The sequence below is a fragment of the Wenxinia marina DSM 24838 genome (assembly GCF_000379485.1).
Lineage (GTDB): Bacteria > Pseudomonadota > Alphaproteobacteria > Rhodobacterales > Rhodobacteraceae > Wenxinia > Wenxinia marina.
Genome location: NZ_KB902286.1, coordinates 1 through 12,153, shown reverse-complemented (window position 1 = coordinate 12,153; position 12,153 = coordinate 1). Strand labels below are relative to the sequence as shown.

The following is a 12,153-nucleotide window of genomic DNA, read 5'->3' as shown; positions in this document are numbered from 1 at the left end:
GCCGCGGCGCCCCCCGGCCTTAGCCGTAGGACGTACGCGTGCCGTCGTCGTAGGTCGCCTGCGCGTAGAGACCGAGGACGAAGGACAGATCCTCGGGCAGCCGCGCCAGGCCCGGCTGCAGGTGGAACTCGGCCATCCGTCCGACGAACCGCACGGGTTCGGCGAGCCGCTCGACGTCCTGATAGACTGGGCGGGTGGTATAATCGTCGAACAGCAGCCGCACCGGGCGGGTGATCCGAAGGCAGATCGTGGCGAAACAGGCGGCGCGAAAGCGGCCGTCGATCAGCACCAGGTCGGGATGGCGGAAGAACGGCTCGTCCCAGATCCTGTTGGGGTAGTGGTGGAACCGGTGCCAGGCCCGGTCCGATTTCGGCCGCCCCCAATCCCCGGTCTCGCCGATATCGACATGGTAGACCACGGCCGGGGACGGGGGGGCTTCGGCGTCGATCCGCGCCTGCAGGCGCATCGCCCAGTCCCGGTCGGATTCGACGCTGAACACCAGCTTGTCCGGCAGCCGCGAGGCCATCACGGTCGAATGGCCCGAGCCGTATTCCAGGATCACTCCGGCGTCCCGATAGGCCTCGACCAGGCAATCGTATTCGGCCGCCGGCATGGTCACCGTATCGGCCGCCTCGTGCATCGGGCGCGGCGGCACCGTCTCGACCCTGTCGGTCTCGAACGGCCGGGCCGCGATCCCGGCCCCGTCCTCGTCCGCATTCCGGGCCCCGGTCGCGTCCCAGGCCGCGTCCACATCCCCGTCCCCGGTCCCATGCCCGGTCCCATGCGCGGTCCCGGCCCGTTCCATCGGTCCGTCCTGCGCGGCTCCAGGCCTTTCCCCGGCGGGCCGGACGGGGCCGCCGGTGGCCTCGTCCAGGATCCGTTCCATCCCGGCGCGGATGCCGGGATCGAAGAAGGCGTGGTTGAACGGCCGGGCCCCGAATTTCGAGACCGGCGCCGCCTCCGGGCCGAGGTCCAGCAGCTCGAGATAGATCGGCAGCAGGAGCCGGTCGATCTGCCGCATCTGCCCCCGGCTGCACAGCCGCCCCTCGCCGACATCGTCGGGTAGCGCGGGGGCGAGCTCCTCGAGCCGGTGGCGGTCGAGGGCGGGCGCGGCCGCGGCGGCGCGGCGGTTGTTCAGCAGATGCGCCAGGATCAGCCGGTCGGACACGCTTTCGTTCGCACCGCCGCCGCCCTCCAGGTGTGCCGCGATCAGCGATCCGGCCTCCTCGGCGGAAAGTCCGAGGAATCCGGTCAGCAGATCGCCGATGATCCCCCCCGGCTGCCCGGTCGATGCTTCGTATGAGCGGACCGAGACCCCGTCCTCCCCAACCAGCGCGACATGCTGGGCGTGCGCCCGGTCATAGCGGGCGAACTGCACATGGTCGTCGAAGACCTGGTCCAGATCCCGCCATTCGCCCCGACGGCGCACCTGCTCGCGCCAGAGGGATTCGACGAAATCGAGCGGGTGGCGGATATACACCAGGATATCCACCTCGAAATGCGGACGCAGACGGGCGACGATGCGGTCGAGCGAGCGTCCCCGATAAACGCCTTCGAAGGAGAGCAGGACATGCCGGGCCCCGGCCAGTTCCGTCTCTGTCACCATGTCCTTCAACATCTCGGCGCCGTCCTCGGCGGCGAGGGCCTTGCAAAGCGCGATATGCCGCGCGCCGACCGCGCCGGGCGAGACACCGGTCGCGGGATAGAGGAAGCCGTGGCGCTCGTTCAGGTCCGCGCGCATCTCATGCAGGAAATTCTGCAGGGCCGACGTTCCCGCCTTGGGCGTACCGACATGCAGGGTCAGACGCGTCACTGCGGGACGCCCGGCCGGTCGCTATGCGCGTCCGCGGGCGGGCCGAGAATCTCCAGCGCATCCTCCCGCCCCGCCAGGCCCTTGTCCTGCCAGAGCCTGACGATGCGGGCGTGATCGGCCGGCAGCAGGCGGCCCTTGCGACCGTGATGGAACGAGAAGACCTTGACCCCGCCGCTCTCCACCCGCTCCAACAGAGCCTGCATGAGTTCGGGCGTCTCGGGGAAGCGGTTGAAGATCGTCGCGAGCTTGACGAGACCCTTGGCATAGTAGCGCTGCGGATCATCGTAGGTGCGGATCACGAAGGCATAGATCAGGAAGAACTCCGAGGACTGGTTGTCCTTGGATTCGAAGTAAGTCTCGACGAGACCGTTCTCGGCATCGAGATGTTCGGTCAGGCGGACCAGCAGATCGCGCGTGACCGGATAGGGCGTGATCGTCGGCGGGGCCGGCTGGTCGGCCCACGACGGGTCGAGCCCCAGATCGGCGAAGCTGTGCCGCAGCCATTTGTGCTGGCTATGATCGGGACTACGCTTGCGCCAGTTGGTCCGCGGACGATCGTCGGAGGCGAAGAAATCGAGCTCGTCGATGGTCTCGATGAAATGGTTCTTGGAATCGAGGATGACTATCCGGGGCGTCTCGACCACCCGGTGGGCGAGCATCTTGACGATCTGCTGCACCCGCCAGCCGCGCATCGACACCGGGGCGCGCAGGATGTCCTGCGAGACATGGACCCGGACATTCGCCTGCAACGCGCCGTAGGCGCCGAGGTTGTCCCGCACGTAGTCCAGCACCCGCGCCCGGTCAGCCTCCGCCTCCTCGTTGACGACGACGTGGACCGGCGCGGCAGCGTCCCCCCTCCAGTAGCGCGCGAGGGACCGGGCCTGCAGGCGCCACTGCTCGAAATCCTTCGCGCAGACGATGGTGAAAAAGGACAGGCTCGTCATGATGTCTCCGGGCCGCTTCGCGGCAGTCCTATACGATGGTCCCCCGGAGGGATATGTCCTCGCCTGCGGTGATCTCCGGCAGGTAGCGGTTCGCCGGGTTCTCGACCTTGTGGTGCAGGATCTCGCCGCCGCGGATCCGCTCGCCGAAGACCGCGACGACGACGCGGGTTCCGTCCACCAGGTCCCGCAGCGGCGCACAGAGCGGGGCGAAGTCCTGCTCGTCCTCGTCGAAGGCCTCGACCAGGGCGACCCGCCCGCCGGTTCCGACGAGCGCCGCGATCCGGTCGCGCAGGGCCAGCGTTTCGGGATCTTCGCGCGACAGGTCGCCGATCGCGATCAGGTCGAACGCCTCCTCGCCCCAGTCGGGCTTGGCCAGGCGCATCACGCCGGGCGCGGCGAAGGGGCGGGCCGCCGGATCGCCGCCGTAGCGCAGCGAAGCCCCCCGTGCATGGTGATGCTCCTGCGCCTGCTTGTAGGCGCGCCGCGCGCCGTAGGGCGTGTCGCCGAGGCCGGTCACGCTGTCCGTCGTAGCCGAGCCGCCGCTCTCGCGCTGGAACGACAGCGGCCCGGTCTCCAGCCGCGACACCGCCTCGTCGCCGAACCGGATCTGCATCCGCCGGATCAGCTCGCTGTCGGCGCCGAACCGCACCGTGTCCCAGTAACCCAGATGCTCGCGCATCGGCGCGCGGCGGAACAGGAAGGACGAGGTGTTGAAGATCACGAAACCGCCGGTATGGCGCAGCCAGTAGAAACCCAGATCCTCGGTCGCGCGCGCCTGTTCGGACGTGCAGCCCATGGTTTCGGGATGTGCCAGCATGTGGCGCATCTGGATCTCGATCTTCTGCGGATGCGACCAGTCGTCGGCATCGTGGATCGTCACGAACTCGCCCGTGGCCTCGTCCAGACCACGATTGCGCGCGATGTAGGCGCCCCCGTTCCGCTCCATCTGTATGAGGCGGATCCGCGGATCGTCCCGCCCGATGCGCCGCGCCGCCTCGGCCATGCGGCCCTCGTCGGGGCTGCAATCGTCGAGCACCAGGATCTCGAGGTTGCGCCAGGTCTGCGCCTGCAGGGACCGCAGAGCGGTCGGCAGTGTCGCGGCCGCGTCGTAGGCGGCGACGAGGACGGTGACCTTCGGGCCGTCGGCAACGGTCGCAAGTCCCGAGGTATCGGCATCGAGCCGGTCATAGGAGGTCGCCGCATCGGGATCGTCGCGCAGCTTCAGCCCGGACAGGCCATGGCTTTGCAGCACACCGCTGATCCAGTGGCAGCGTCGCTCGGCCGTGGTCTCGAGATTGGATCGCGCGAGGATCGTGTCGACGCCCGCCAGACCCGCGGCGGCGAGCCGCTCGTAGATGGCGAGCCCGGCCACCCGATCGCCTGCGCCATGGCAGGCGAGCAGTTCGATCACGCCGAACCGGATGCGCAGCGCGACGCTCATGTCGTCCCTGCCCGCCGGGCCGACACGGTCGATCACGGCCCGGCAGGCGGCCCAATCGCCCTGCCGGTAGTACCAGCGGGCCAGCTCGCGCAGCGCCAGACCACGCATATCGGCCTCCTCCGCCTCCGCCGCGATCGTCTCGAGCGCGTCGAGGATCGGCCCGGGGCGGGAGGCGTTGAGAAGCTGCCGGCGCAACGTCATGATCCGGCGTTTCCCCGAGGCGCTCGGCCGGCGCCCGATGCCGGCTCCGAGATCCGTCTCGGGCCGGTCGGGATCGGTCGCGTAGTGCAGAAGCGGGTTGAGTCCGGCCGCCCGGATGTCCGGGTGGGCGTCGAGATAGAGCTCGGCGGAGAACCGGGTGCCGGGATCGCGGCCCATCGGCCCGCCATAGAGCAGGTAATGCTCCGCCGCGCTCATCCCGCTCGCCGCAGCGTCGGGATTGTTCCTCAGATACCAGTTGCTATGTAGGTGACCCGTCTGCTGCAGAACCCGGCACAGCCTCCGGATCTCGGACGGGTCCGTCGGGGGCCATGCATTCATCCGCTCGCCTTCGTCAGCCGGTCTCGCTCCGATCGGTCACGATCCTCTACCTGCAACCGTCCTTCAACTCCAGACCCGCTTGAGCTACCTTGAATCCGTTCATCACAAGTGATCTCGACCCGGCTGGCCGTCATGCCCAACAATCATACCATTGATCTGGCGCGCCATGCGGCGTCGACCGATCCGGCCAGTCCCGACCGGGATTCCAGGATCGAGGAGATCTGGACCTTCTACGAGGCCCAGCAGCGCCAGACCGCGCAGTTGCGCAGCGAGAATTTCGAACTTCGCAAGCGTCTGGAGGCTGCGGAAGAGGCGCTCGGAACGGGCAGGGCGGACCCTCGGGATGATGTTCCGGAAGAGCAGGAGCGGAAGCGCATCGTCGACCTGGTGCAACGCGACCTCCGGTTGTCCAGCCTCACCGCCCGGCTGGAGGAGGCGCAGCTGACCGCCGGGGCGAGCACCGCTCTCGCCGAGCGCCGAAGCCGCGAGGTGGAGATCCTGACCGGCATCGCCGAGGCCCTCCGCGCGAAGGCCGCCGGGACGGATATGGCCCAGCGAAGTCCCGAGCAGGCCGAACAAGATCTGATGCTCGCAAAGGAGCGGATCATCCAGCACCACAAGAACAACCATGCCCGCCTCCTGGAGCTGAAGCAGTTGCGCGATCAGATCTCGGTGCTCGAAGCGAAGCTCGCGAAGGCCCCGGCCGCCTCGAAATAGGCGAAAGCGTTCTCAGGTGGCACGAAGCGCAGCTGCCTCAGCCCAGCTGGTGGCATCGTCGATGAAGACAGGCAGGGCGGGGCATTCGCCATCGTGCTCGAACCGATGGCGACCCATCCGGGTCGGGCAGGCCCACCCGGCATCACCGACGCGGAACTCGGAGATGGGTGCCCGCCCAGCCCATGGCCGCCTGGATGACCTCGTGCAGCCGGCCGAGCCTGATCTTCAGCGGCACCTCGATGTGGCGCATCGGCATTGGGTCGATGTCGTTCAGGATGATCCGGAGGCGGGCATCAGGGTCATGCGGCCATCCTTTGTGGTGTCGGGGACCAATTCCAAGGCAATAGATGCAGGGCGTTGCGTCCAGCGTGGATTTGCGCCAGTCGATTCCTTCGAGGAGATAGCCGAGCTGGGCCGCAGAGATCTGCACTGCCTCGCCGCTCCCGCTCGTCTCCACCAGCGCTACACGCCGTCATCCGATAAGGTATGTTATGGTAAGACGGCCATTGCTCCCGATGGGCCTCGGATGCCGGACCGTGCGCAGAACCGATACGACTTGCGCAGACAATCCAGCGGTTCCGCACAAGGGCGACGGGACGCCTTGAGCGACACTCCTTTTGGTCATGGGAGACATTTATCGAATACGGCTGGCCTATTCCTCAACCCCGCGCATAGACGTCCTCGAGCCGTACGATGTCGTCCTCTCCCAGATAGGACCCGGTCTGGACCTCGATCAGAACCATCGGCACCTTGCCGGGATTCTCCATCCGGTGCACCGCCCCGAGCGGGATGTAGACCGATTGGTTCTCCGTCACGAGTTTCACCTCGTCGTCCACCGTGACCTTTGCGGTGCCTTCGACCACGATCCAATGCTCAGAGCGGTGATGATGCGATTGCAGGCTCAGCGCCGCGCCGGGGCGGACATGGATCCGCTTCACCTGGAAGCGGTTGCCGACGATCAAGCTCTCGAACCAGCCCCAGGGCCGATGATCGATCGGCAGCGTGGTGGCCTGAGCCGCTCCATCGGCCTTCAACCGTTCCACCGCCGCCTTCACGTCCTGGGCCCGTCCGCGCGGCGCGACCAGCACCGCGTCGGGCATCGCCACCGCGATCATGTCGTCGAGTCCGATCGCGACCAGCGACTGCCGGGGGGATTCGGCGCGCAGCAGGCTACGATGGCAATCGATCGCCATCACCGGCCCTTCCGAGGCCACGTCGTCCGAATCGCGATCGGACTCGCTCCAGACTGCCTCCCACCCGCCGAGATCGCTCCAGGCACCTGCGAAGGGCATGACCGACAGGTTGTCCGCACTCTCCATCACCGCGTAGTCGAGCGAAACCTTGCGGAGCTCCGCCCAAGGGCCCGGATCGAGCCGCAGGAATCCCAGGTCGGGCTGCGCGGCCGAGACCGCGGCCCGGACGGGCGCGACGAGATCGGCGGCATGGGCTTCGAAAGCGGCGATCAGCACGTCGGCCCGAGCCAGGAAAATCCCCGCATTCCACAGGAAATGTCCCTCCGCCAGCATTTCGGCAGCGCGTGCCGCATCCGGCTTCTCGACGAAACGGCGCAGCGGAACCGGTTCGCCGTCCGCCGGGGTGTCCGCCTCCAGCCAGCCATAGCCGGTCTCGGCGCGGGTCGGCCGGATGCCGAAGGTGACGATCCGCCCTGATCGGGCCGTGGGAAGGGCGGCGCGGACCAGCCCCCGGAATGCGTCCGGATCTGCGATGCGATGGTCCGAGGGCGTGATCAGGACGATCGCCTCCGGATCATCGGCGGCGATTCCCAGCGTGGCCGCCAGCACTGCCGGTCCGGTATCCCGCCCCTCGGGCTCGATCAGGACCGCGCCGGGATCGATGCCAGCGGACATCAGCTGCTGGGTCGCGACAAAGCGGAAATCGGATCCGGTGACAATCACGGGCGGTGCGAAATCCGCCTCCGACACCCGGCGCGCCGACGCCTGAAACAGGGTCTCATCCCCGAGAAGCGGAACGAACTGCTTGGGATAGCTCTGCCTCGATAGAGGCCACAGCCGGGTGCCGGAACCGCCGCACAGGATGACGGGATGAATATCGTGTGTCATGAAACGTCCTGATTGCCATTGCGACGAGAAATGCCCGCAAGTCGGCTTGAGCGCGAGAATGAATCCGGCCGCGGGACCGGATTTCGGGGATCGCGGGGGTGGTTCCGGCCGGGAGCCGCCCCGACGATCTCGGCCGTGCTCTTTCGATCCCTCGGACCAGCCGGACCGCCCGCCGTATGCTCCTGGGATCCTCCCCGGAGCGGTGTGACGCGCGCCGACAGGTCACCCCGAAATGCGGTCCTTCGCCCGGCCGTTTCGCTCCATCGCTTCCGGCGCGTCCGCGCGCCGCCGGGCGATGCGCCAGGCCCCGTCCTGAAACCGCTACGGGACCCGCGTCAGAACAGGAACACGTCCTCGTAGCCAAGCCCCGCGCTCTCGCCGAGCAGGGCCACCACCTCGCCGTCGATGGAAAGCGCCCCCGATCCCGCATCGAAGAAGACCTTGCCCGATTCTCGGGCCTGCCTGGCCTGGTCCTGGGTGACCCCGCGGGGGTCGATGGAATTTCCGGCGAAGCGCCCGAAGAACCGGTCGTCGAGGGCGAGGATGTCACCGTCCTCGAAATCCTCGATCATGTCGATCCCGGCGTCACGGGATCTCACGATGGCGAAGACGTCCCGACCGTCGCCGCCGATCAACCGATCGTCGCCGTCGGCGCCCACCAGGGTGTCGCCCCGGCCGAGCCCCGCGATGATGTCGTCCTCCGGCGTGCCGCGCAGATCGTCGGCCCCGTCCGTGCCCTCGATGTAGCGGCCGAAGACGTAATCGTCGGCATAGAAGTCGAATTCCGGGCCGGTGCGGCTGTCTCCGGCGGTGCCGCCGCCGTCGTTGTCGCGGATCAGCACCGAGGCCGTGGCCGAGATGCCGCCCCCCGCGAAGATCGCGCCGGTGGGGTTGGTGAAGACCACGTCGAAGCCCTCGTCGCCCTCGATCGCGGTATCACCGTAGATCTGGGTCTGCACCCGGGCGCTCTGGTCGCCCGCGGGGATCCGCAGGGTGCCGCTGAAGATGTAGAAGTCTTCGCGGTCCTCGGCACTGCCCGCATAGGCCTGGTAGCGCACCGTCACCTCGGTCGGGGCCGGTTCGGACAGCACGACATGGATGTAGGCCTCGTCCGAGGATCCGTCGCCCTCTGAGATGCTGGCGCCGAAGACCTGCATCGTCACCGCGCCGCCCGGGCCGGGATCGGGCGCGCGCACGCCCCGGGCCGCGTCCCCGATTCCCGCCGGACCGGACAGCGCGCCGCCGTCGTCGTCGAGGATGGTGCCGGTGGCCACCAGCGCCGGGGCGCCGTATTCGAAGCGGGCATTGGCGATGCCGGTGAGCACTAGGTAAAAATCCTCGTCCCCCTCGATCGCCGTATCGCCGTAGACATTGGTCGACAGCCACAGGCTCTGCTGGCCGGCCTCGATGCGGGCCGTGCCGGCCACGCTGTCGAAATCGCCCAGAGCCTCGGTCGCGACGCCGTTCTCGAAGGCGTAGTCGAAGGTCACCGTGGCCGGGGCCGGGCGGTCCAGCGTGACCAGGAACCGGGCCGGATCCGAAGAACCGTTGCCCTCGATCACCGCGGAATCGTGCACCCGCAAGGTAGGCATCGAGGCCGAGACCGGCACCGGGCCGCCGATCCCCTCGGACGCAGCGCCGATCCCGCCGGGGCCGGACGGCGCGCCGCCGTCGTCATCCAAGATCGTGCCCGTGGCCCGCAGCGCTGCGGCGCCGTCCCTGAACACCGCGTTGGTCAGGTCGGTCAGCACCAGCTCGAAGGTCTCGTCCCCCTCGATCGCGGTGTCGCCGTAGACATTGGTGGAGAGCCAGGTGCTTTGCTGGCCGGCTTGGATCGTGAAACTGCTGGAATAGTCGTCGAAATCGCCCTTGCTCTCGGCGGCCGTGACGCCGCCAAAATAGTAGCTGCCGGTCACCTGCGCGGTGGCGGGCCGGTCGAGCGTCAGCAAGAAGCGTGCCGGATCGGAGGACCCCGACCCCTCGATCAGCGACACGCCCTGCACGTCCAGCGTCGGGCGCAGACCCGGCTCGGACACGGGGCCGAAGATCGGGGTGGCCGGATCGCCCAGCCCGGGGACCGGGTCCGGCAGCCCATCGTCATCGTCCAGGATCGTCGCCCGCGCCCGCAGCGCCGCGGCGCCGTCCGCGAATTCCGCGTTCTGGCGCGCCGTCAGGTAGAGGTCGAAGAACTCCGCTCCCTCGACGGCCAGGTCGCCGTAGACTTGCGTGCTGATCGTGCCCGAACTGCTGCCGACCGGAATCGTCAGGGTGCTGGAATACTCGTTGAAATCCCCCTTGGATTCCGCCGCGCTGCCCCCTTGCAGGAAATAGTCCAATTGGACGGGCGCCGTCGCCACCCGGTCCAAGGTGACGGTGAAGATGGCATTGGAGGAAGACGCGTTGCCTTCCAGAATGCTGATGTTGCGGACGCTGACGACGGCCATGACGGTTCCCCTACCCTGATGCTGGTCTCACTCTTGACCCTGCGGCACACAACCGCAACCGGAGGACGGGCATTTTCTTCCCCGGCGGCACCTTCTGTTACGGAGGCGGCCGCTGCCTTTTCAGACCAGCCAGACATCCCCGATCATCGGCGCGTCGCCCCCCTCGTCGAAGGTGATCAGCGCCACCGGGGCGATCCCGCCCGCCCCGTCGATATCGACAAAGCCGGTGCGTGTCTCCGCGTCCCACAGCAGCCGGTCGCCCGCATCCAGAGCCTGCGCCCCCAGCCGGACGATCTCGGGCACCGCGGTCAGGCGCAGCTTGTCTGCGTCGCCGAGGTCCACCCCCAGCGCCGCGGCGGAGAGCCAGATCTCGTCCGTCCCCGTCTCGAAATCGGTGATCCGGTCGGGTCCGTCCGCGCCGGGGCGCTCGGCAAAGCGGAACACGTCCGCCCCCGCCCCGCCGGTCAGGATGTCGGTGCCGCCGCCGCCGATCAGCTCGTCGTCGCCGCCCATCCCGCTGAGGATGTTGCGCTGGTCGTTGCCGATGATCCGGTTGGCGAACTCGTTGCCGGTGGCCGAGATGTCCTGCACGACATTGCCGTCGGCGTCGCGCACCCGCCGCAGCTCCAGCTGCTCGATCCTCTGCGCCTCGGGTAGGGTGTAGTCGGTATAGGCGCGCACCACGTCGTGGGCGCCGGCGACGTCGGTCACCCTGTCGCCCGCGCTGTCGACGATGAAGAGGTCGTTCAGCGCGCCGCCCTGCAGGATGTCGTCGCCGCCCTTGCCGTCGAGCGTCGCCGATGTGCCGAAGATCGAGCGCAGCGTGTTGGACAGGTCGTTGCCGACGATGACACCGGCCGCCGAGAGGTTCTCGACGTTGGCATGGCCCTCGAGCGAGAAGGAGGTCGTCACGACGATCGTGTCGATGCCGCCACCCGCCGCCTCGACGAGGACGTCCTCTCCCTTCACGCCGTGATAGGTGTCGTTGCCGGCGCCGCCCTCCAGCGTGTTGCCCGCGACGCCGGTGCTGAAGATCTCGTCGTCGCCCGCCCCGGCCAGGACGGTGTCGCCGCCGGTATCGGGCGTGCCCGCGGGCTTCGTGGGATTGCTCGTGCGGATCACTTCGCCCGCGTCCGTCCCGACGAGTTCGTCCGGCCCGCCGGTCCCCCAGATGTCGAAGACCTGCCGGAATTCCTGGCGATCGATCAGGGCCACCGCCTCGGTATCGGCGAAGACCGCCGAGACGGCCAGTTTCTGCTCGTCCTCCGACGCGGCGATGCCGAGGCCGACGAAGTCCATGTCCGCGTTCGCCGCCGCCGCCGCATAGTCGGGCACGTTGTTGAGCAGGTAATTGTGCAGGGTCGGGCCGCCATTCGCGTAGAAGCTCGCGTCAAACCCCTCGAAATAGACTGCGATCTCCACGACCTCGCCGGTCACGGCGAGGCCGGCCTCCTCGACCCGCGTCTCGGCCGGACCGGCCGGAGCGTCCGGATCCTGCGCCGCCAGAACCCGGGCCGCGGTGGCGTCGGCCACGGCGTTCAGGTGCCCTTCGAGGGCGATGCGGGGCAGGCCCGCATCGTCCCGCAGGAATCGGATGAAGGAAAAGGTTCTCGCCTCGCTGGCATTCGAGAACGCGGTGGCCATGTGTGTGATCCTCCCGGGAACCGGCTCCGGTCGATCCGATCCGATGCGCCGGACCCTAAGCGGCCCGCCGGCCGCGACAAGATGTCATCGGCCGGATTGGCGGCGATCCGCGCTGCCCCGGAGGATCCCGGACCGGCCGGGCGCCCCGATCCGGGGCGGGCCGCCGTCCCGGATTTCCTGGCGGGTTCTGGTGGCGGTCAGACCAGCCAGACATCCCCGATCATCGGCGTGTCGCCGCCCTCGTCAAAGGCGATCAGCGCCACCGCCGGCAGGCGGCCGGTGCCGTCGATGTCGACGAAGGCGGTGCGGCTGTCCGCGTTCCAGAGCAGGCGCGTCTGCGCCTCCGTCGCCTCGGTGCCGAGCTCCAGGATGTCCGTCGCTCCCAGGCGCAGCCTGTCCGCGCCGCCCAGATCGACGCCAAGCGCGCCCGCGTCGAGCCAGATCTCGTCCGTCCCCGTCTCGAAATCGGTGATCCGGTCGGGTCCGTCCGCGCCGGGGCGCTCGGCAAAGCGGAACACGTCCGCCCCCG

Annotated in this window: 8 protein-coding genes and 1 pseudogene; 1 reads left to right on the top strand and 8 read right to left on the bottom strand. The window is 68.5% G+C overall.

What is annotated here, in order from left to right; all coding sequences use genetic code 11:
- Positions 1-19 precede the first annotated feature (19 nt).
- From A37W_RS24260 to A37W_RS21275, 3 genes are read right to left on the bottom strand one after another with little or no spacing between them, the layout of a single operon-like run.
- The gene (locus tag A37W_RS24260; protein ID WP_018302584.1) at positions 20-1,813 is read right to left on the bottom strand and encodes a hypothetical protein; all 1,794 of its coding nucleotides are present in this window, start codon (positions 1,811-1,813) and stop codon (positions 20-22) included.
- Complete coding sequence (locus A37W_RS0108370) at positions 1,810-2,757, bottom strand: DUF6492 family protein (protein ID WP_018302583.1); 948 nt, start codon at positions 2,755-2,757, stop codon at positions 1,810-1,812. The genes A37W_RS24260 and A37W_RS0108370 overlap by 4 nt, the downstream gene beginning before the upstream one ends.
- A gap of 28 nt (positions 2,758-2,785) precedes the next feature.
- Complete coding sequence (locus A37W_RS21275; protein WP_081617053.1) at positions 2,786-4,738, bottom strand: glycosyltransferase family 2 protein; 1,953 nt, start codon at positions 4,736-4,738, stop codon at positions 2,786-2,788.
- Positions 4,739-4,870: 132 nt separating this feature from the next.
- Here A37W_RS21275 and A37W_RS0108360 point away from each other — a divergent pair, with 132 nt between their 5' ends.
- Positions 4,871-5,455 (top strand): hypothetical protein, encoded by a 585-nt coding sequence (locus A37W_RS0108360; protein WP_156169087.1) that lies wholly within the window; start codon positions 4,871-4,873, stop codon positions 5,453-5,455.
- 142 nt (positions 5,456-5,597) lie between these two features.
- On the opposite strand, the gene A37W_RS24255 is transcribed toward A37W_RS0108360, so the two are convergent.
- From A37W_RS24255 to A37W_RS21265, 5 genes and pseudogenes are all read right to left on the bottom strand, one after another.
- Positions 5,598-5,885 (bottom strand): IS1096 element passenger TnpR family protein, encoded by a 288-nt coding sequence (locus A37W_RS24255; protein WP_229666059.1) that lies wholly within the window; start codon positions 5,883-5,885, stop codon positions 5,598-5,600.
- A 229-nt stretch (positions 5,886-6,114) separates the two neighbouring features.
- Positions 6,115-7,536: a mannose-1-phosphate guanylyltransferase/mannose-6-phosphate isomerase gene (locus A37W_RS0108350; protein WP_018302579.1), complete on the bottom strand. Its 1,422-nt coding sequence runs from the start codon at positions 7,534-7,536 to the stop codon at positions 6,115-6,117.
- 335 nt (positions 7,537-7,871) lie between these two features.
- Positions 7,872-9,980: a Calx-beta domain-containing protein gene (locus A37W_RS0108345; RefSeq protein ID WP_018302578.1), complete on the bottom strand. Its 2,109-nt coding sequence runs from the start codon at positions 9,978-9,980 to the stop codon at positions 7,872-7,874.
- A 120-nt stretch (positions 9,981-10,100) separates the two neighbouring features.
- Complete coding sequence (locus tag A37W_RS22755; RefSeq protein ID WP_018302577.1) at positions 10,101-11,624, bottom strand: calcium-binding protein; 1,524 nt, start codon at positions 11,622-11,624, stop codon at positions 10,101-10,103.
- 197 nt (positions 11,625-11,821) lie between these two features.
- A pseudogene (locus A37W_RS21265) lies at positions 11,822-12,153 on the bottom strand (hypothetical protein); the annotation flags it as partial.